This is a genomic window from Erwinia sp. 198, from assembly GCF_003937915.1.
Classification (GTDB): Bacteria; Pseudomonadota; Gammaproteobacteria; order Enterobacterales; family Enterobacteriaceae; genus Erwinia; species Erwinia aeris.
Map to the genome: position 1 here is coordinate 23,529 of NZ_RHUM01000010.1, position 20,138 is coordinate 43,666.

The 20,138-nt window shown below is 57.6% G+C and carries 20 protein-coding genes; 9 read left to right on the forward strand and 11 right to left on the reverse strand.

All coding sequences use genetic code 11. The features are described 5' to 3' along the window. The first annotated feature begins 31 nt into the window (after positions 1–31). Complete coding sequence (locus tag EGK14_RS14730; protein WP_125289852.1) at positions 32–901, forward strand: phosphoribulokinase; 870 nt, start codon at positions 32–34, stop codon at positions 899–901. Here the strand turns inward: EGK14_RS14730 and EGK14_RS14735 are convergent. Then, positions 894–1,298, reverse strand: coding sequence for an OsmC family protein (locus EGK14_RS14735; RefSeq protein ID WP_125289853.1), 405 nt, complete (start codon positions 1,296–1,298; stop codon positions 894–896). The genes EGK14_RS14730 and EGK14_RS14735 overlap by 8 nt on opposite strands. Before the next feature lie 305 nt (positions 1,299–1,603). Here EGK14_RS14735 and crp point away from each other — a divergent pair, with 305 nt between their 5' ends. The 4 genes from crp (at position 1,604) to EGK14_RS14755 (ending at position 5,013) form a co-directional block, all read left to right on the forward strand. Next, entirely contained in the window at positions 1,604–2,236 is a 633-nt protein-coding gene (gene crp / locus EGK14_RS14740) for a cAMP-activated global transcriptional regulator CRP (RefSeq protein WP_017803012.1), read from the forward strand. A gap of 58 nt (positions 2,237–2,294) precedes the next feature. Further along, complete coding sequence (locus EGK14_RS14745; protein WP_125289854.1) at positions 2,295–4,373, forward strand: YccS/YhfK family putative transporter; 2,079 nt, start codon at positions 2,295–2,297, stop codon at positions 4,371–4,373. A gap of 143 nt (positions 4,374–4,516) precedes the next feature. Further along, positions 4,517–4,720, forward strand: coding sequence for a hypothetical protein (locus EGK14_RS14750; protein ID WP_125289855.1), 204 nt, complete (start codon positions 4,517–4,519; stop codon positions 4,718–4,720). Beyond that, on the forward strand, positions 4,717–5,013 hold the full coding sequence (locus tag EGK14_RS14755; protein ID WP_125289856.1) for a type II toxin-antitoxin system YafO family toxin: 297 nt from the start codon (positions 4,717–4,719) through the stop codon (positions 5,011–5,013). Before EGK14_RS14750 ends, EGK14_RS14755 begins: the two co-directional genes overlap by 4 nt. A 270-nt stretch (positions 5,014–5,283) precedes the next feature. Here the strand turns inward: EGK14_RS14755 and EGK14_RS14765 are convergent, their stop codons facing one another. The 4 genes from EGK14_RS14765 to ppiA all read right to left on the reverse strand — a co-directional run bounded on the left by EGK14_RS14765 (position 5,284) and on the right by ppiA (position 8,400). Continuing rightward, entirely contained in the window at positions 5,284–6,501 is a 1,218-nt protein-coding gene (locus tag EGK14_RS14765) for an aspartate aminotransferase family protein (protein ID WP_125289857.1), read from the reverse strand. Positions 6,502–6,586: 85 nt separating this feature from the next. Continuing rightward, complete coding sequence (locus EGK14_RS14770) at positions 6,587–7,162, reverse strand: aminodeoxychorismate synthase component II (RefSeq protein WP_125289858.1); 576 nt, start codon at positions 7,160–7,162, stop codon at positions 6,587–6,589. A 32-nt stretch (positions 7,163–7,194) separates the two neighbouring features. Continuing rightward, complete coding sequence (locus tag EGK14_RS14775; protein ID WP_125289859.1) at positions 7,195–7,755, reverse strand: putative adenosine monophosphate-protein transferase Fic; 561 nt, start codon at positions 7,753–7,755, stop codon at positions 7,195–7,197. A 72-nt stretch (positions 7,756–7,827) separates the two neighbouring features. After that, the gene (ppiA, locus tag EGK14_RS14780) at positions 7,828–8,400 is read right to left on the reverse strand and encodes a peptidylprolyl isomerase A (RefSeq protein ID WP_125289860.1); all 573 of its coding nucleotides are present in this window, start codon (positions 8,398–8,400) and stop codon (positions 7,828–7,830) included. 266 nt (positions 8,401–8,666) lie between these two features. Between ppiA and tsgA the strand changes: the two genes are divergently transcribed. Continuing rightward, positions 8,667–9,848, forward strand: a complete 1,182-nt coding sequence (gene tsgA, locus EGK14_RS14785) for an MFS transporter TsgA (protein ID WP_125289861.1) — start codon at positions 8,667–8,669, stop codon at positions 9,846–9,848. A 30-nt stretch (positions 9,849–9,878) separates the two neighbouring features. Here tsgA and EGK14_RS14790 read toward each other — a convergent pair whose 3' ends face one another. After that, a complete protein-coding gene (locus EGK14_RS14790; protein WP_125289862.1) occupies positions 9,879–11,159 on the reverse strand; it encodes a cytosine deaminase in 1,281 nt (426 codons plus the stop codon). Positions 11,160–11,378: 219 nt separating this feature from the next. Between EGK14_RS14790 and nirB the strand changes: the two genes are divergently transcribed. From nirB to cysG, 3 genes are read left to right on the forward strand one after another with little or no spacing between them, the layout of a single operon-like run. Further along, positions 11,379–13,910 carry a nitrite reductase large subunit NirB gene (gene nirB, locus EGK14_RS14795; protein ID WP_125289863.1) on the forward strand — a complete coding sequence of 844 codons (2,532 nt, stop codon included), beginning with the start codon at positions 11,379–11,381 and terminating at the stop codon, positions 13,908–13,910. Beyond that, a complete protein-coding gene (nirD, locus tag EGK14_RS14800; protein ID WP_125289864.1) occupies positions 13,907–14,233 on the forward strand; it encodes a nitrite reductase small subunit NirD in 327 nt (108 codons plus the stop codon). The genes nirB and nirD overlap by 4 nt, the downstream gene beginning before the upstream one ends. 56 nt (positions 14,234–14,289) lie before the next feature. Next, positions 14,290–15,654 (forward strand): siroheme synthase CysG, encoded by a 1,365-nt coding sequence (gene cysG, locus EGK14_RS14805; protein WP_125289865.1) that lies wholly within the window; start codon positions 14,290–14,292, stop codon positions 15,652–15,654. 60 nt (positions 15,655–15,714) lie between these two features. Here cysG and trpS read toward each other — a convergent pair whose 3' ends face one another. The 5 genes from trpS to EGK14_RS14830 form a co-directional block, all read right to left on the reverse strand. Continuing rightward, positions 15,715–16,716, reverse strand: coding sequence for a tryptophan--tRNA ligase (trpS, locus tag EGK14_RS14810; RefSeq protein WP_125289866.1), 1,002 nt, complete (start codon positions 16,714–16,716; stop codon positions 15,715–15,717). 17 nt (positions 16,717–16,733) lie between these two features. After that, positions 16,734–17,411, reverse strand: a complete 678-nt coding sequence (locus EGK14_RS14815) for a phosphoglycolate phosphatase (RefSeq protein WP_125289867.1) — start codon at positions 17,409–17,411, stop codon at positions 16,734–16,736. Next, complete coding sequence (gene rpe, locus EGK14_RS14820) at positions 17,395–18,081, reverse strand: ribulose-phosphate 3-epimerase (RefSeq protein WP_125289868.1); 687 nt, start codon at positions 18,079–18,081, stop codon at positions 17,395–17,397. The genes EGK14_RS14815 and rpe overlap by 17 nt, the downstream gene beginning before the upstream one ends. A 53-nt stretch (positions 18,082–18,134) precedes the next feature. Beyond that, positions 18,135–18,953 (reverse strand): adenine-specific DNA-methyltransferase, encoded by an 819-nt coding sequence (gene dam, locus EGK14_RS14825; RefSeq protein ID WP_125289869.1) that lies wholly within the window; start codon positions 18,951–18,953, stop codon positions 18,135–18,137. 119 nt (positions 18,954–19,072) lie between these two features. Continuing rightward, positions 19,073–20,080, reverse strand: coding sequence for an SPOR domain-containing protein (locus tag EGK14_RS14830; protein ID WP_125289870.1), 1,008 nt, complete (start codon positions 20,078–20,080; stop codon positions 19,073–19,075). Positions 20,081–20,138: the final 58 nt, after the last annotated feature.

The window sequence follows — 20,138 nt, forward strand, 5'->3', positions numbered from 1 at the left end:
TGGCGGAATAACGTTCACAGGAAACTCGTTTATGTCCGCCATACATCCAGTGATTGCCGTGACCGGTTCCAGCGGCGCGGGCACCACCACCACCAGCCTGGCCTTCCGCAAAATTTTTCAGCAGCTGAACCTGCACGCGGCGGAAGTGGAAGGCGACAGTTTCCATCGCTATACCCGTCCCGAAATGGATATGGCGATCCGCAAAGCGCGCGATATGGGCCGTCATATCAGCTATTTCGGCCCGGAGGCCAACGATTTTTCGCTGCTGGAGCAAACCTTCGCGGAATATGGCCGCAGCGGCAGCGGCCAGTCCAGAAAATATCTGCACACCTATGACGAAGCGGTGCCCTGGAACCAGGTGCCCGGCACTTTTACGCCGTGGCAGCCGCTGCCGGAACCCACCGACGTGCTGTTTTACGAAGGATTGCACGGCGGCGTGGTGACGCCACAGAACAATGTCTCGCAGCATGTCGATCTGCTGGTGGGCGTGGTGCCTATCGTCAACCTGGAGTGGATCCAAAAAATGATCCGCGATACCAGCGAACGCGGCCATTCTCGCGAGGCGGTAATGGACTCCGTGGTGCGCTCAATGGACGATTATATTAACTTCATTACGCCACAATTTTCCCGCACCCATATTAACTTTCAGCGTGTCCCTACCGTGGATACGTCCAACCCTTTTGCCGCGCGCGGCATTCCTTCGCTCGACGAGAGCTTTGTGGTTATCCATTTCCAGGCGCTGGAACAGATTGACTTCCCCTATCTGCTGGCGATGCTGCAGGGCTCTTTTATCTCCCATATCAACACGCTGGTGGTGCCGGGCGGCAAAATGGGCCTGGCGATGGAGCTGATTATGGGGCCGCTGGTCAAGCGCCTGATGGAAGGCAAAGCTATCAAGTAACGGCCATCTCATGGCTATGGGTAAGGGTCACGCCCTTACCCAGCATCAGCGCGACCGGGCAATATTTCCCCACCGCAAGGCTGACCGCGCGCGCCAGCGCCTTATTCGTCAGCCCGCTGCCGCTGACAATAAAATGCAGGTTGATGCGGGTAAACAGACGCGGCGGTTTCTCGCGCCGGGTTGACGTCAGCTTCACCTCGCAGTTCTCTACCGTGAAACGCCCTTTTTGCAGAATGGCAACCACTTCCGCCGCGCTACAGCCGCCTGCCGCCATCAGCAGCATTTCCATCGGGCTGGGCGCTTTATCGCCCGCGTTGCCGTCCATCACGATCTGATGGCCCGATGAGGATCCTCCCAAAAAGGTCAGCCCTTCCACCCATTTGACGCTCGCTTGCATAACAAATTCCTCTAATTCATTTAGTTAAGCTGCCGTGGGCTTAAGGTAACTAAAACAGCAGCGCGGCAGATTTCCCGCTATGCTGAAGCGAGACAACAGAAGACACCCATGCAAAGCTGTGCTACAAACAAGGCTGTATTTCGTCAGTACTCTACAGACCAGACGAAACGGGACGACATAACGAGCCCGGCACTCAACAGAGAGCCGAATAACTTTCCTGCATGGGAAGCGCTTGACTATTTCAACGCCTGTCAGGGAACTCTGCCCCTGTATTTAGGCACGATAACAACAGAGGATAACAGCGAATGGTTCTCGGCAAACCGCAAACAGACCCGACACTTGAATGGTTCCTGTCACATTGCCATATTCATAAGTATCCATCCAAAAGCACGCTGATCCACCAGGGTGAGAAAGCAGAAACCCTTTACTACATCGTCAAAGGCGCGGTAGCGGTGCTGATCAAGGATGAAGAAGGTAAAGAGATGATCCTGTCTTACCTTAACCAGGGCGATTTTATCGGCGAGCTTGGCCTGTTTGAAGAGGGCCAGGAGCGCAGCGCATGGGTGCGGGCAAAAACGGCCTGTGAAGTGGCGGAAATCTCCTATAAGAAGTTTCGCCAGCTGATCCAGGTCAACCCGGATATCCTGATGCGTCTCTCTTCACAGATGGCGCGCCGTCTGCAGGTTACCTCCGAGAAAGTGGGCAATTTAGCTTTCCTCGATGTGACGGGTCGCATCGCGCAAACGCTATTGAATCTGGCTAAACAGCCGGACGCTATGACCCACCCGGATGGGATGCAGATCAAAATTACCCGCCAGGAGATTGGCCAGATCGTCGGCTGCTCGCGCGAAACCGTCGGCCGTATTCTGAAGATGCTGGAAGATCAAAACCTGATCTCCGCGCACGGTAAAACCATCGTGGTCTACGGTACACGCTAAACCGCTCTGATTGCATGGCGCAATGCTTTCATTGCGCCTTTTCAGCGGGTACAAAGCAATGTGGCGCCGACTCATCTACCATCCCGAAGTTAACTACGCCCTGCGGCAGACGCTGGTGCTTTGCCTGCCCGTCGCCGTCGGCTGGCTGCTGGGCAATTTGCAAAACGGCCTGCTGTTCTCGCTGGTGCCGGCCTGCTGCAATATTGCCGGTCTGGATACGCCGCATAGACGCTTCTTTAAACGTCTGCTGATCGGCGGCGGTCTTTTCGCCTTCAGCAGCTTTCTGGTGCAGTATCTTGGCCACTATGCCGTTCCCCTGCCCGTCATCCTGTTTTCCATGGCCATGCTGCTGGGCGTGACCGGCGAAATCAGCCCGCTGCATGGCAGACTGCTGCCCGGCGCGCTGATTGCCGGCATCTTTACCCTGAGCCTGGCCGGTCGGATGCCCATCTGGCAGCCGCCATCGCTTTATATCCTGGGCACGGTCTGGTACGGCCTTTTTAACTGGTTCTGGTTCTGGCTGTGGAAAGAGCAGCCGATGCGGGAAACGCTCAGCCTGCTTTATCGCGAACTGGCCGGCTACTGCGAGGCCAAATACAGCCTGCTGACGCAGCTTGCCGACCCGGAAAAAACGCTGCCGCCGCTGCTGGCACGCCAGCAAAAAGCGGTCGACCTTATCAATACCTGCTACCAGCAAATGCATATGCTGGCCGCCAGCAATGACAATCACCACAAGCGGTTGACCCGCGCTTTTCAGGTCGCGCTGGATTTGCAGGAGCATATCGCCGTCAGCCTGCACCAGCCGGAAGAGGTGCAGAAGCTGGTGGAGCAGAGCCATGCCGAGGCGGTGATCCGCTGGAACGCGCAGACCATCGCGGCCAGGCTGCGCGAGCTGGCGGACGATATTCTCTATCACCGTCTGCCGACACGTTTCAGCATGGATAAACAGCTGCAGGCGCTGGAAAAAATTGCCCGCCAGCATCCCGCCAACCCGGTCGGCAACTTTTGCGCCTGGCATTTCAGCCGTATCGCCCGCGTGCTGCGTACCCAGCGTCCGCTTTACCAGCGCGATCTGATGGCGGATCGTCAGAAACGACTGCCGCTGCTATCTGCCATCAGAAGCTATCTGTCGCTGAAATCCGCCGCGCTGCGCACCGCTGCCAGGTTTGCGGTTATGCTCGCTTTCGCCAGCACCCTGGCGCTCTCCTTTAATCTGCCCAAGCCTTACTGGCTGCTGATGACGGTGATGTTTGTCAGCCAGAACGGCTACAGCGCGACCAGGGTACGCATTCAGCATCGTGCGCTGGGCACGCTGGGCGGGCTGGTGGTGGCCGCGCTGACGCTACGCTTTCAGGTGCCGGAATCGGCTGTGCTGCTGGTGATGCTGACGCTGACGCTGGCAGGCTATCTGGTGATCCGCAAATATTATGGTCTGGCGACGATCGGCTTTACCGTTACAGCGGTATATTCGCTTCAGCTGCTGTCGCTGAACGGCGCCGACTTTCTGCTGCCGCGCCTGCTGGATACGCTGATGGGCTGCCTGATCGCCTTTGCCGGGATGATCTGGCTGTGGCCGCAGTGGCAAAGCGGTCTGCTGCGGCAGAATGCGCACGACGCGCTGGAAACCTACCAGGAAGCGCTACAGAAACTGCTGGGGGACGAAGAGAGCCCGCAGAAGCTTGCCTGGCAGCGTATGCGCGTTAACCAGGCGCACAACGCGCTGTTTAACTCGCTGAACCAGGCCATGCAGGAGCCGGGTTTCGACGACCGCTACCTGGCCGATATGAAACTGTGGGTCACGCACAGTCAGTTTATCGTTGAGCATATCAACGCCATGACCATTTTAGCGCGTGAACATACCATGCTGACACCGCAGCTGGCCGAGCGCTATCTGCAGGCGTGCGAGATTGCGCTACAGCGCTGCCAGCAGCGGCTGGAGTACGACGGGCCGAGTTCTACAAACAACGTGCTGGAGACGGATACGCCCTTTCAGCAGGGCGCGACGACGGTGATGGAAAGGCACATAAAGCGCATCCTGGAACATCTTGGCGTGATGCACACTATTTCTTCGTTGGCCTGGAGCAGCCGACCTCATCATGGCCGCTGGCTGTCGCGCCATTTACGGAAATCAGCCTGATGATGCTGAGCAGAAGTTTTTCGGCGCGTGTGGCAGATGAACAGGAAGCTGGCAACGTTCTCCCATGGCAGAAAGCAATAAGGATGGGTTTACCTTTGGTGATAATGTATACTGTGAGTGCGTAAAAAAATTCAGGAGGACTTATGCCTGTTGCATATAAAATGTCGCTCACCGCACAGAAGTTATGGGCTGCGGAGACAAAAAGAAAAAGGCCAGAGCCGCGTAGTTACGTAAAAACGCCATCTGTCTCTGATGCAAAGGGCCGGGAGCTTTCCGCTCATTTTATTGAGGCCTTACAGCAAAGCCAGCAAGAAAAAAGTTCGGATGATGAGACCTATCTGGCATGACGGCACTGAAAGGGAGCGTCTATCTGGACAGGCTTTATAAAGAAAAAATGGAAGCCGAACAGGCTAAAGGTTCAACAGAGCTTTTTGATTTTAAAGAAGCATTTAAAATCTACTGGAAAACAGGCTTCCATCCTTCTTTTGGTAAAGACACGCCGTTCCGCTCTCCTTCTACTATTTTGACCACCTCAATTCGCCATTCTCACCTGATGCCAAAATCTTCACCAGCGCTTATGGCCCGGCTGGTACAAAGATCGTATGGACTACCCGAACCAGACGAACACAAAAGGCAATAAGTGATATCTATCTGGTTTATGCTGTTAATACAGAGCGTGATGCCTGCCTGATTGCCGTTCTCCACAACGCGCATAAAGCCGTAAGGTCAGAGGCCTTTATGGAAACATTAATGGTAAGAGCAGACTTTTTTTATGAAAAAACGAACTCCAGGCCCATGCCTCTTGCCGACCACTGTAATATCTGGGATCAAGCAATCTGGCGCGTGTAAGCAGCCTGGTGCAGACGACGCGCCTGTTTAGCCGGAAGCGCGAGGCTTCCGGCCTGACGAGTTAAGCCAGCAGTTTTTTCACGGCGGTGGCGAAGCGGTTCATACCTTCTTCAATATCGGTCGGTTCAATGACCAGCGACGGCGCAAAACGGATGACGTCCGTCCCGGCATTGAGGATCATTACGCCTTCTGCGGCGGCGGCGTTCAGAATATCGCGCGCTTTACCGGCATGCTGTGGCTTCAGCGCCGCGCCAATCAGCAGGCCTTTGCCACGAATTTCGCTGAACAGATCCAGCTGCGCGTCCAGCGCTTTCAGCGCGATGACAAACTGCTCGCGGCGCGCCTCTACGCCGTTCAGCACTTCTTGCGTATTGATGATATCCAGCGCCGCTTCTGCTACCGCGCAGGCCAGCGGATTGCCGCCATAGGTGGTGCCGTGCACGCCGGGTGCCATCACCGAGGCGACCTCGTTGGTGGTCAGCATGGCGCTGACCGGAAAGCCACCGCCCAGCGCTTTGGCGGTGGTCAGAATATCGGGCTGGACGCCGTAGTGCTCATACGCAAACAGCTTGCCGCTGCGGCCCATACCGCTCTGTACCTCATCCAGCACCAGCAGCGCCTGATGACGATCGCACAGTTCGCGCAGCCCCTGCATAAACTCCTGAGTAGCCGGCATCACGCCGCCCTCACCCTGGACAGGTTCCACCACGATGGCGCAGGTATGGTCGTCGATAACCGCTTTTACCGCGTTAAGGTCGTTAAACGGCACGTGGACGATGTCCGCTGGCTTAGGGCCAAAGCCGTCGGAATATTTCGGCTGACCGCCGACGGAAACGGTAAACAGCGTGCGGCCGTGGAAGGCGTTATGAAACGCGATAATTTTGCTTTTAAAAGGCGAATGGCGTTTAGTCGCGTAATAACGAGCCAGCTTAAAGGCCGCTTCGTTGGCTTCCGCGCCGGAATTAGCGAAGAACACGCGTTCGGCGAAGGTGGCGGCAATCAGCTTGCTGGCCAGGCGCAGCGCAGGTTCGTTGGTGAAGACGTTGCTGGTGTGCCACAGGGTTTCACCCTGCGTTTTCAGCGCTTCCACCAGCGCCGGATGACAGTGGCCCAGCGCGGTAACGGCGATACCACCGGAAAAGTCGACGTACTCTTTACCCTGCTGATCCCAGACGCGGCTGCCTTTTCCCTTAACCGGCACAAACTGTGCTGGTGCATAAACAGGCAAAATCACTTCATCAAACGTCGAGCGTGTTACCGCTAATTTATCCGCTGCCATTGCCGACCTCATCTTTTTACGTTACAGAGCCACTGAAATTATAATCATAAAATATGCATAAAAAATCACCTTAAGGCAACCAAATTTATTGCCCGAGGAAATTCTTCAGCAGCTGATGCCCCTGCTCGCTGAGGATACTTTCCGGATGAAACTGCACGCCCTCCAGCGGCAAGTCACGATGCCGCACGCCCATAATCTCATCCCTTTCGCCGTCCCGCAGCGACCAGGCCGTCACCTCAAAGTCGGCGGGTAGCGAGGCGGCCTCGACGATTAGCGAATGATAGCGCGTTACCCGTAATGGATGATTCAGGCCGTTAAAAACGCCGCTGTTATTATGCTCAATCAGCGAGGTTTTACCGTGCATTACCTCACGCGCCCGTACAATACGCGCGCCAAAAGCCTGCGCTATCGCCTGATGCCCCAGACAAACGCCAAGCACCGGGATTTTTCCGGCGAAGGCCCGGATAGCCTCCAGAGAAATGCCCGCCTCGTTGGGCGTGCACGGCCCCGGCGAAATCACCAGATGTTCAGGCTTTAGCTCGCTTATTTGTGCCAGCGTCAGCTCGTCGTTACGTCTGACGTGAACATCTGCGCCCGCTTCACAAAAATATTGATAGAGGTTCCAGGTAAAAGAGTCATAGTTATCGATCAGCAGCAGCATACGGGCTCCGGAAAAAAAGAAACGCTGCCATTCTACGCGTTTTCTTCCCGCTCGCTGATGACTTTGCCGAAAGCGGCTTCCAGCAGCGATAAGTCGCCTGCCAGGCTTGCCTTAACGGCCGCCTGCCAGCTTTCGCTGTCGATCAGGCTCCATTGGATGTCGCAGCCGGCGTGAATAATCAACTGTTCGAAGAAAAGCCGCTGGGCGCGTCCGTTGCCGCGCAGAAAAGGATGCAGCACGGTCAGCTCGCAGTAGTACCAGGCGAGCCTTTCCGCCATGCGATCCAGCGGCAGATCGGCCAGACCGTTCTCTTCTTCCAGCGCCTGCATCAGCGCGTTGCCTTCTTTCTCAATGTATTCAAAGTGGCAACAGGGCGTGTCGCCGATGGTGATATCGACTTCGCGCAGCTCGCCCGCCTCCTCCAGCACATCCTGAAAAAGCGCACGGTGCATGGCGCGCAGATGAGGCAGGCCCGGATTGCGCGCGCCCAGTTCGGGCAGGGAACCCGTTAATAAAAAGCTCGCCAAAAAGTTGGTCGGCAGACGCTGCTGCCAGAGCGTATTTTTTTGCTTGTCGGTGAGCTTTCTGGACATGAGTTCTCCTTGAAGGGGTAATCGCTGCTAAAAGCTTAGCTGATTATCAGCAGCAATCCCCCGACCGGAGCGTTAAGGCAGGATTTTTGCGGAAAGGATCACGACAGGTTTAACCGGCACGTTCTGGTATGGCCCCATATTCTGGGTCGGCACCTGAGCGATTTTATCCACCACTTCCTGGCCTTTCACCACTTTGCCAAAGACGGCATAGCCAAAGTCGCGCTGGCCATGATCCAGGAAAGCGTTGTCCGCTACGTTGAGAAAGAACTGGCTGGTAGCGCTGTCTTTATCGGCGGTGCGGGCCATAGAGATGGTGCCGCGCTTGTTCAGCAGGCCGTTATCCGCTTCGTTTTTAATCGGCGCGGCGGTAGGTTTCTGCTGCATATCGGCGGTAAAGCCACCGCCCTGCACCATAAAGCCCGGGATCACGCGATGGAAAACGGTGTTGTTGTAGAAGCCGTTGTTGACGTAATCAACAAAGTTCTTCGTGGAAATCGGGGCCTTTTGATTATTGAGTTCCAGCTCAATATTGCCAGCAGAGGTGGTCAGCAGCACGTGCGTATCTCCTTTTGCCGCCAGGGCGGAAGCAGAGAGCGTGGATAACGCGAACACGGTGGCGACCGCTGTCAAAGTACGTTTTAACATAAAAGATTCCTTACTTAAGGGCTACAGGCCGAAAACTGATTGTAAAGAGGCGCTTATCCCTGCGCCAGCGTTTTACCTATTTTTACGCGCGAAGGGTCGACGCAAACGCTTTCGCTGGGCAAAAAACGGTGATATTCATCACGAATATCCTGAAATCGCTGGGTAAACTTGCATTATTTATTTAAGCAGATCACGAATCCAGCTAAACTGCCCGCGCTTAGCGTGAGCGTCCAGCCTCACAATTTTTGACTCCATGGGCCACAACTATGACTAATCGCGATCGAATCGGGCTTACCTGGATCAGCTTTTTCTCTTATGCGCTAACCGGCGCGGTAGTAATCGTCACCGGTATGGTATTGGAAAATATTGCTGACTATTTTCATCTGCCAGTCGCGCAGATGAGCAACACCTTCACCTTCCTGAACGCCGGCATTTTAGTCGCCGTGTTTCTTAACGCCTGGCTGATGGAAATCATTCCTCTGCGCCGACAGCTGATTTTTGGCTTCGTGCTGATGGTGCTCGCCATTCTGGGGCTGATGACCAGCCACTCGCTGAGCGTCTTCTCGCTCTGTATGTTCGTGCTGGGCGTGGTCAGCGGCATCACCATGTCAATTGGTACTTTCCTGATCACCCATCTGTACGAAGGCCGTCAGCGCGGTTCGCGCCTGCTGTTTACCGACTCCTTCTTCAGCATGGCGGGCACTATTTTCCCCATTATCGCCGCCGCGCTGCTGGCGCGCTCGCTGCCGTGGTACTGGGTTTATGTCTGTATCGGCGTGATCTATCTGGCTATCTTTGTGCTGGCGCTCTGCTTTGAGTTTCCCGTGCTGGGCAAAAAAGCCGCGGTCCAGAACGTGGAAAAAGAAAAATGGGGCATCGGCGTGCTGTTCCTGTCGATCGCCGCGCTCTGCTATATCCTCGGCCAGCTTGGCTTTATCGGCTGGGTGCCGCTGTACGCCACAAAAACCATGGGCATGGATCTGACGCAGGCTGGCGCGCTGGTCGGCAACTTCTGGACCGCCTATATGATCGGCATGTGGGCGTTCAGCGCCATTCTGCGCTTTTTCGATCCGCAGCGCATCGTCACCGTACTGGCGCTGCTGGCAACGGCGCTGATGTACTGGTTTATCAGCAGCAGCGACGCCGCTATGCTGAAGTGGATCATGATGAGCCTGGGCTTCTTCTCCAGCGCAATCTACACCACGATTATTACGCTGGGATCGCTCCAGACTAAGGTCTCTTCGCCAAAGCTGGTGAACTTTATTCTGACCTGCGGCACCGTCGGCACCATGCTGACTTTCGTGGTCACCGGCCCGATTGTGGATAAACATGGCGCCCACGCCGCGCTCTCTACCGCCAACATGCTGTACGCGGTGGTGTTCGTAATGTGCCTGCTGCTGGGCTTTGTCAGCAAACACAAACTGCACGGGCATATGTCCTCGCACTAACAGGAAAGGCCGGGAAACCGGCCTTTTTTATTAGCGCCGAAAATCCACCTTTTCGCTTTCCGCCAAATAAATTGTGCTTGCCGCAGGCTGCGTTTGTGCAATTACTCTCCCCTGACGGATAGAATAGCGCGTCGGCACCTGACGCCGCAGCGCATCAAAACCGTTCTCCGCAGGCAGGATAATCAGGTTGGCGCTGTTGCCGCTCTGAATGCCGTAATCCTGCAGCTGTAGCGTTCTGGCGCTGTTATGCGTAATCAGCTTAATGCCTTCATCCAACTGGCCGTACCCCATCAGCTGACAAACATGCATTCCCATATGCAGCACCTGAAGCATATTGGCGGTGCCGAGCGGATACCAGGGATCGAAAACGTCATCGTGGCCAAAGCAGACGTTGATCTCCGCCTCCAGCATCTCTTTTACCCGCGTTACGCCGCGCCGTTTGGGATAGCTGTCGAAACGTCCCTGGAGATGGATATTCACCAGCGGATTGGCGACAAAATTGATGCCGGAAAGCTTCAGCAGCCGGAACAGGCGCGAAGTATAAGCGCCGTTATAAGAGTGCATCGCCGTGGTATGGCTGGCGGTGACGCGGGCGCCCATCTTCTCGCGCAGCGCCAGCGCCGCGACGGTTTCCACAAAACGCGACTGTTCGTCGTCGATTTCGTCGCAGTGCACGTCAATCATGCGCTGATACTTCTGCGCCAGCGCAAAAGTCTTATGCAACGACTCTACGCCATACTCGCGGGTAAATTCAAAATGCGGGATAGCGCCAGCCACGTCCGCGCCCAGCCGCAGCGCCTCTTCCAACAGGCCCTCGCCATCGGGGTAAGAGAGGATGCCCTCCTGCGGAAACGCGACGATCTGGATATCGACCCAGGGCGCCATCTCGCTTTTCACTTCCAGCATGGCCCGCAGCGCGGTAAGCGAGGGATCGGACACGTCTACGTGCGTGCGCACATGCTGGATACCGTTGGCGATCTGCCATTTCAGCGTCTGCCGCGCGCGGGTTTTGACATCTTCATGATCCAATACGGCTTTGCGCTCTGCCCAGCGTTCAATACCTTCAAACAGCGTACCGGACTCATTCCAGGCCGGTTCGCCTGCGGTCTGGGTGGTATCAAGATGGATATGCGGCTCGATAAAAGGCGGAAAAGCCAGCCCGCCCTCCGCATCCAGCGATCCTTCCGGCGCGGTGCCGTGCGCCTGCGGCGAGATCGTGGCGATTTTACCGTCGCGGATAGCAATCTGCCAGAGTCCCTCACGCCACGGCAATCGCACATGGTGAATGCTTTTTAATGGAATAGCCTGCATAGACACGCTCCTGAACGTCAGTGGTTTTTTTAACCATACCATCCTTTGTGGCGGAGCGAGACGGGGGCAATACCAGTAAAATCCATAACTTACTTAAAAAAGCTTAAAAATCATCGATCTACCCATAAAGGGGTATTTAAAAACTGGCTTGATATACATCAATAACCCTGGAGTTTTGCGCGCTATTGTAGCGGCATTATTTTGTAATGTGAGGCACAAATGCGCACCCGACTCGTTATTATTGGCAACGGCATGGTAGGGCATCGCCTGCTGGAAGAGCTGGCCGAAAAGGCCGCACCGGAGCAGTTCGACATCACGGTTTTTTGCGAAGAGCCTCGCCTGGCTTACGATCGCGTGCATCTCTCCGCTTATTTCACCCATCACAGCGCCGAGGCTCTTTCGCTGGTGGCGGAAGGCTTCTGCGAAAAGCATAAAGTAAGTGTGCTAACTGGTGAAAAGGCCTTAACAATCGACCGCCGTGAAAAGGTGGTGTATTCCGACCAGGGCCGCGCGGTGAGTTATGATAAGCTGGTGCTGGCGACCGGCTCTTATCCCTGGGTGCCGCCGATTGCAGGCGCCGACGGTAACAACTGCTTTGTTTATCGTACCCTGGACGACCTGGACGCAATCGAAGCCTGCGCTCGTCACAGCCGCAGCGGCGCGGTGATCGGCGGCGGCCTGCTGGGGCTGGAGGCCGCCGGTGCGCTGAAAAATCTGGGCATGGAAACGCACGTGGTGGAGTTCGCACCCGTGCTGATGGCGGAACAGCTCGATCCGCTGGGCGGAAAGCTGCTGCGGAAAAAAATCGAAGGCATGGGCGTTGCCGTTCATACCAGCAAAAATACCCGGCAGATTACTGACGGCCCGTCAGGCGGAAAAATCCTGCAGTTTGCGGATGAAAGCCAGCTGGCGGTCGATTTTATCGTGTTTTCCACCGGCATTCGCCCGCAGGATCGTCTCGCCAGAGAAGCCGGCCTTGCCATTGGCCCGCGCGGCGGCGTAGTGATTGACGACAGCTGCCGCACTACGGATGCAGATATTTACGCCATCGGGGAATGCGCCGCCTGGCAGGAACGCGTGTATGGCCTGGTGGCGCCGGGCTACAAAATGGCGCAGGTCACGGCAGACAGCCTGCTGGGTCAGAAAAACGCCTTTACCGGCGCGGATATGAGCGCGAAGCTCAAACTGCTGGGCGTGGACGTCGGCGGTATCGGCGATGCGCACGGCCGGACGGAAGGCGCGCGCAGCTATCTCTACCTGGATGAAAACAAAGAGGTCTATAAGCGTCTGGTCGTCAGCGCGGACAATAAAAAACTGCTGGGCGCGGTACTGGTGGGCGATACCAGCGACTATGGCAATCTGCTGCAGCTGATGCTTAACGGCATCGATCTGCCGGACAACCCCGACATGCTGATCCTGCCCGCCCATGCGGGAAGCAAACCGGCGCTGGGCGTGGATTCGCTGCCGGAAACGGCGCAAATCTGTTCCTGCTTTGACGTCACCAAAGGCGACCTGGTACTGGCGATCCAGAACGGCTGCCATACCGTGGCGGCGCTGAAGGCGGAAACCAAAGCCGGCACCGGCTGCGGCGGCTGCGTGCCGCTGATGACCCAGGTGCTGAACGCCGAGCTGAGCCGCCAGGGCATCGAAGTTAACAGCCACCTTTGCGAACACTTTCACTATTCCCGCCAGGAGCTGTATCACCTGATCCGCGTGGAAGCGATCCAAACCTTCGATGATCTGCTTAGCAAATATGGCCGGGGTTACGGCTGCGAGGTCTGTAAACCCACGGTAGCGTCATTACTTGCCTCGTGCTGGAACGATTATGCTCTCCAGCCTTCGCTGGTGCCTTTGCAGGACAGCAACGACAGCTTTCTTGGCAATATTCAGAAGGACGGCACCTACTCCGTGATCCCGCGCTCCGCAGGCGGCGAGATCACCCCAGCCGGGCTGATAGCCATTGGCGAGGTCGCCGGTCGCTACGGCCTTTATACCAAGATCACCGGCTCGCAGCGTATCGGCCTGTTCGGCGCGCACAAAGACGATTTGCCCGCCATCTGGCAGACGCTGATCGAGGCCGGTTTTGAAACCGGCCACGCCTACGCCAAAGCGCTGCGCATGGCGAAAACCTGCGTAGGCAGCAGCTGGTGCCGCTTCGGCGTCGGCGACGCTGTCGGGCTGGGCGTGGAGCTGGAAAATCGCTATAAGGGCATCCGCACGCCGCACAAGATGAAGTTTGGCGTGTCGGGCTGCACCCGTGAATGCTCGGAAGCGCAAAGCAAAGATGTTGGCATCATCGCTACGGAAAAAGGCTGGAACCTTTACGTCTGCGGCAATGGCGGCATGAAGCCGCGCCACGGCGATCTGCTGGCGGCCGATCTGGATCGTGACACGCTTATCCGCTATCTGGATCGCTTTATGCTGTTTTACATCCGCACCGCCGATAAATTACAGCGTACCTCGCTGTGGCTGGAGAGCCTGGACGGCGGCATTGACTATCTGCGCCAGGTCATTATCCACGACAAGCTGGGCCTCAACGCGCAGCTGGAGGCCGACCTGGCCCGCCTGCGCGAGCGCTTCGTCTGTGAATGGCAGGCAACCCTTGCGCAACCGGAGCGGCTTGCCCGCTTCCGCCACTTTATCAACAGCGACAGCCACGATCCGCTGGTGCAGAGCGTGCCGGAGCGTCAGCAACACCGGCCCGCCCGGCCCGAAGAGCGTATTCCCGTCGTTATGGAGGAGCAGCCATGAGCCAGTGGCATAGCGTTTGCCCGTTAAAGAGTATTCAGCCCGCCACCGGCGTTTGTGCGCTGGTCGCGGGGGAACAGGTTGCCCTGTTTCGCCCTCGTGCCGACGAAACGGTGTTCGCCCTGAGCAATATCGATCCCTTTGCCCAGGCCAGCGTGCTCTCACGTGGCCTGATTGCCGAGCACCAGCAAAGCCTGTGGGTTGCCAGCCCGTTGAAGAAGCAGCGTTTTCGCCTGAGCGACGGCGTCTGTATGGAGGATGAGAGCCGCTCTGTTCCCGCCTGGCCTGCCAGAGTCCGCGACGGCATGGTGGAAGTGGCGATATAAGCCCTTCTCTCTTTTCACGGCCGCGCACTGCGGCCCTTTTTTATTGCGAGCTTTCTGTGAACTGGTTTCCTCTTTTTTGCGACCTGCGCCATAAAACCGTCCTGCTGGTCGGCGGCGGCGCCGTGGCCGAGCGCAAAGCGCGGCTGCTGCTGAAGGCTGGCGCGGCTGTCCGCGTCTGCGCCACGCATTTTTCCTCCCCCTTCTACGAATGGCAGCAGGCCGGTAAGCTGACGCTGCGGGAAACGCGCTTCAGCCCTGAACACCTTGATGGCTGCTGGCTGGCGATAGCGGCGACGGACAGCCATGAGATCAATCAGCGGGTCAGCGCCTGTGCCAGCGCCCGGCAGATGTTCTGCAACGTGGTGGACGCGCCCGCCCGGGCCAGCGCCATCATGCCCTCCGTGGTTGACCGCTCGCCGCTGATGATAGCTATTTCCAGCGCTGGCGACGCGCCGGTGATGGCTCGCCTGCTGCGGGAAAAAATCGAAGCGCTGCTGCCGCAGCATTTGGGCAAAGTTGCCGCGTGGGCGGGCGCGTTACGGCCACGGGTAAAATCAACCTTTAGCCAGATCGGGCAACGCAGGCGCTTTTGGGAAAAACTTTTCCACCACGACCGGCTGGCGCAAACTCTCGCCAACGGGGACGATAAGCAGGCGGAAAAGCTGACGGAGGCCTTGTTTAACGAGCCGCTGGCGCAACAGGGCGAAGTGGTGCTGGTCGGCGCCGGGCCGGGCGACGCGGGCCTGCTGACGCTGAAAGGGCTACAGCAGATCCAGCAGGCGGACGTGGTGATCTACGACAGGCTGGTGTCTGAAGAGGTGCTGGAGCTGGTCAGACGCGATGCGGAAAGGATTTTCGTCGGTAAACGCGCGGGCTATCACTGCGTGCCGCAGGAGGCCATCAATCAAATCCTGCTGGAGCAGGCGGGCCAGGGAAAACGCGTGGTGCGGCTGAAAGGCGGCGATCCCTTTATTTTTGGACGCGGCGCGGAGGAGCTGGAAGCGCTGTCCGGATCGGGCATTCCTTTTTCCGTGGTGCCGGGCATTACCGCCGCCTCGGGCTGCTCGGCCTACAGCGGCATCCCGCTTACCCACCGCGATTATGCGCAGAGCGTGCGGCTGGTGACCGGCCACGTGCAGAAAAACGGTGAGCTGGACTGGCAAAACCTGGCGGCGGAACGGCAAACGCTGGTGTTCTATATGGGGCTGACGCAGGCGGCGGAGATCCAGCGGCAGCTGCTGGCGCACGGCATGAGCGGCGGGATGCCGGCGGCGCTGGTGGAAAACGGTACCTCGACCCGACAGCGCGTTGTGACAGGGCAGCTGAGCGAGCTGGCCGAGCTGGCTACGCAGGCGCAAAGCCCATCGTTGATAATCATTGGTCGGGTGGTGGCCTTACGCGAGCCGCTGCGCTGGTTTTAGCCAGCCCATAAAAAAACGGCGCCCCTGACCGATTTTCAAGGGCGCCGTTCAGGTTAGCCGTTATGGCTGAGCGACAAAGCCTACGGCTTCATAGACCTTTTTCAGCGTTTCCTGCGCCTGTGCGCGAGCTTTCACCGCGCCGTCACGCATGACCTGCTCCAGGAAAGCCTCATCATTGCGATAACGATGATAGCGCTCCTGCAGCTCGCTCAGCATTCCGGAAACCGCATCGGCTACCGCGCCTTTCAGGTGCCCATACATCTGGCCTTCAAACTGCTTTTCCAGATCGGGAATGCTGGTGCCGGTCACGCCGGACAGGATATCCAACAGGTTAGAAACGCCCGCTTTGTTTTTTACGTCGTAGCGCACGACCGGCGGCTCGTCGCCATCGGTCATGGCGCGCTTGATCTTCTTGACCACCGACTTCGGATCTTCCAGCAGGCCGATCACGTTGTTGCGGTTATCGTCCGACTTGGACATCTTTTTGGTCGGCTCCAGCAGCGACATGACGCGCGCGCCGGATTTCGGAATAAACGGCTCCGGCACCTTAAACACATCGCCATAGAGCGCATTGAAACGCGCGGCCACGTCGCGGCTCAACTCCAGATGCTGCTTCTGATCTTCGCCAACCGGCACCTGCGTGGTCTGATAAAGCAGAATATCCGCCGCCATCAGCACCGGGTAATCGAACAGGCCCGCGTTGATGTTCTCTTCATAGCGTGCGGATTTGTCCTTAAACTGCGTCATGCGGCTCAGCTCGCCGAAGTAGGTATAGCAGTTCAGGATCCAGCTCAGCTGCGTGTGCTCCGGCACGTGCGACTGCACGAAGATAGTGCTTTTCTGGGGATCGATGCCGCAGGCCAGATAGAGCGCCAGCGTATCCAGGGTCGCTTTGCGCAGCGCAGCCGGATCCTGACGTACCGTAATGGCATGAAGATCGACTATGCAGTAAATGCAGTTGTAGTCATCCTGCATGCTGACCCACTGACGCAACGCCCCCATATAGTTACCGATGGTCAGTTCGCCGGAAGGCTGCGCGCCGCTAAATACGATGGGTTTCATCTTTTTCGTCCTGGTCGTTACAGCCCTAATGCGGGCAACAAATCGTTAAAATGGTCAAGTACCAGCGTCGGCTGGCTGCTCGCAATCGGCTCGCCGTAGTTATAGCCATAGGTCAGCCCTACGCAGGGCGTGCCCGCCGCTTTCGCCGCCTGAATATCGTTGCGGGAATCGCCCACGAACAGCAGTTCGCCAGGCAGCAGGCCGAACTTGCCCAGCACCAGAAACAGCGGGGCCGGATGCGGTTTTTTCGCCGTCACGTCGTCGCCGCCGATAATCAGCGAAAAGCAGTCGTCGATACCGAGCGAGGCCAGCAAAGGCGCGACAAACGGCGTCGGCTTGTTGGTCACAATCGCCATCGGCATCCCGGTGGCCGCCAGTTTTTGCAGGCCTTCTTTTACGCCGGGGAAGAGTTTACTGCCGCTTTCGACAACGACAGCATAATGCTTATCAAGCAGCACCCGCGCGTCGCGCAGCAGATCGCTTTCCGGCGCGTGTCCCAGCGCCCAGGTCAGCGCGCGTTCAATCAGCACGTCCGCGCCGTTGCCAATCCAGGTGGAGACGCGCTCCAGCCCCGCCGCCGGAAGGTTGAGCGACTGCAAAGCGGCGTCTACCGCGCTGGTCAGGCCCGGCGCGCTGTCGGTCAGCGTGCCGTCAAGATCGAATGCCAGCGCGCGAATATCAGTGAAATGAGCCATGCCGAGATTTCTCCAGTTCCGTGCGCATATCATCAATGACTTTTTTATAGTCAGGCTGATTGAAGATAGCGGATCCGGCCACGAACATATCGGCGCCGGCCGCGGCGATTTCGCCGATGTTTTCTGTCTTCACGCCGCCGTCCACCTCCAGACGAATATCGTAGCCGCTTTGGTCGATCAGCTTACGGGCCTGGCGCAGCTTGTCCAGCGTGCCGGGAATAAACGACTGGCCGCCGAAGCCCGGGTTAACGGACATGATCAGCACCACGTCGATTTTGTCCATAACGTAGTCCAGATAGCTGAGCGACGTGGCCGGGTTAAACACCAGCCCTGCTTTACAGCCATGCTCTCTGATCAGCTGTAGCGTGCGGTCGACATGCTCGGACGCTTCCGGGTGGAAGGTGATATAGCTGGCGCCAGCTTTGGCAAAATCGGGGATCAGGCGATCGACCGGTTTCACCATCAGGTGCACATCGATCGGGGCGGTAATACCGTAATCACGGAGCGCTTTCAGCACCATCGGCCCCATCGTCAGATTAGGCACGTAGTGATTATCCATGACGTCGAAATGCACGACATCGCCACCGGCAGCCAGCGCTTTGGCCGTGTCTTCACCCAGGCGGGCAAAGTCTGCAGACAGAATTGACGGAGCGAGCAAAAACTTTTTCATCCATTTCTCCCAATTTAGCGCGCCTGGCGACAGGCACGTAGTGCTGTTGAGGATCAGTCGCTGCTAAACAGCGCCAGCAGCTCGTTGACCTGCAAACGCCCGCTGCCGCTGCGGCTGATCGAGCGACGAGCTTTAATCTGATGCAGCTGCGCGGCCTGATACCACTCGCGGGTCAGCGGCGTATCGTGATTGGAGATCAGTACCGGAATACGGCTTTCACGCGCCAGCTTCTCCGCCAGCTCCGCCAGGTGCTGCTGCTGCGCCAGGCTAAAGCTGTTGGTGTGGTAAGCGGTGAAATTTGCCGTGGCCGACAGCGGTGCATAGGGCGGATCGCAATAGACCACCGATCCCGGCTCTGCCCGGCCCAGCGTATCAGCGTATGATTCGCAGATAAAGGTGGCGTTTTGCGACCGCTCGGAGAACCAGTACAGCTCATCCTGAGGAAAATAGGGTTTGCGGTAGCGGCCAAAAGGTACGTTAAACTCGCCGCTTAAATTGTAGCGGCACAGTCCATTGTAGCAGTGGCGGTTAAGGTACAAAAACAGCACGCTGCGGCGCCAGGCATCAGTAGATCGATTAAACTCCAGCCGGCGAGCGTAGTAGAACTCAGCGTCGTTGCTTTCGGTCGTGAACAGCTGGCTGGCATCCGCCACAAAATCGTCCGCGCGATCTCTTACCACGTTGTACAGGTTGATCAAATCTTTGTTGATATCCGCCAGCACGTAGCGCGAGAAATGCGTATTGAGGAATACGGACCCTGCGCCAACGAAGGGTTCAATCAGGCAATCCCCTTCCGGCAGGTGACGCTGGATATCGTTAAGCAGCGGGAACTTGCCGCCCGCCCATTTTAAAAAAGCGCGATTTTTTTTCATGCCGTCGTTTTATTACACTTACTCTTCTGGCTGCGGTTACACCGACAGCATATCTGCGCTTTAAATTGCCAGCCCGCATAACGCGGGCCGGCAGAGAACATCGTCAGGTTCAATAGCCGTTAATTTACTGACTCTTTTTTCACCTGGCTGACAGGTTTCACCCAGGGGTTTTTCGCCCGCACCTCTGAGGGCAGCGAAGCTACCGCGCGTTTTGCCTCTGCCGGCGTGGCGTAAGCGCCGCTTACCAGCACGTACCAGGGCTGGCCGTTGCGCGCGGTTTTATACACGTGATAGCCGCTCAGGTTCTGCTTTTTCGCCCAAGCGTTAAGCGTATCGGGACGCGAAGCGCTGCTCAACTGCAACGTATAGTTGCCGCCGGTTACCGCAGCAGGCGCGGCTACCGGCGCGCTGTGGCTCTCTTTTGCGACCGGTTTCGCCGCCGCGGGTTTGTGCGTGGCGGGTCTGGTGTGCTGCTGAGGCGCGGCAGGCTGACGCGTAGCCGAACGTGCAGGCGCAGGCTGAGACGTCTGCGGCGTGGTGACCGGTTTGCCAGCCGTGCCGCCGTCCGCAACGGTCGCCGGCGCCAGCGGCAGCGAGCTGCCCTGCATATCCGTGCTGGCCGCATCCACCTGATTCTGCTGGTTAGAGAGCGCGCTATTGAGATCGCCCGGCAGCTCGACGCGCTGTTGGCCCGCAGGGGTCTGCACGGGCTGCGCTTCGGTCGGCGTGGAGGCGACCGGCGGGGCACTCAGTTCCTGAGGTGCATTACCGGATGCGGCTGAGCCCTCAGCAGGCTGCCCGCCCGTGCCAGAGGCGCCTGCATCAGCGCCAGGCTGCTGCGCGCCGCTCTGTCCGCTCATGGAAGAAGAGCCGGTCAGATCGATATTTTTATCGCTGCCGCCGGAGGTGGCCGGCGTCTGGGCGGCTTTTTTATCGCCGCTGTCCGACGAGTTCAGCGTTGAACCGATGCCAAGCACGATCAGCAGCAGCACCAGTACGCCTACCCCCATCATCAGATGCTGGCGTGATACCGGCACCTTAGGGGCAGAGGACGTTTTTCGCGCTCGCTGTGGACGGCGATCGCTGGTATCAGGCTTTAACTCATCTTCCGGTTTAAAATCGTCCATTTCACCTCCTCCGGTAAAGCAGCCGCGCCGCTTTACGTGTACGCCAGTAGTTAACTAA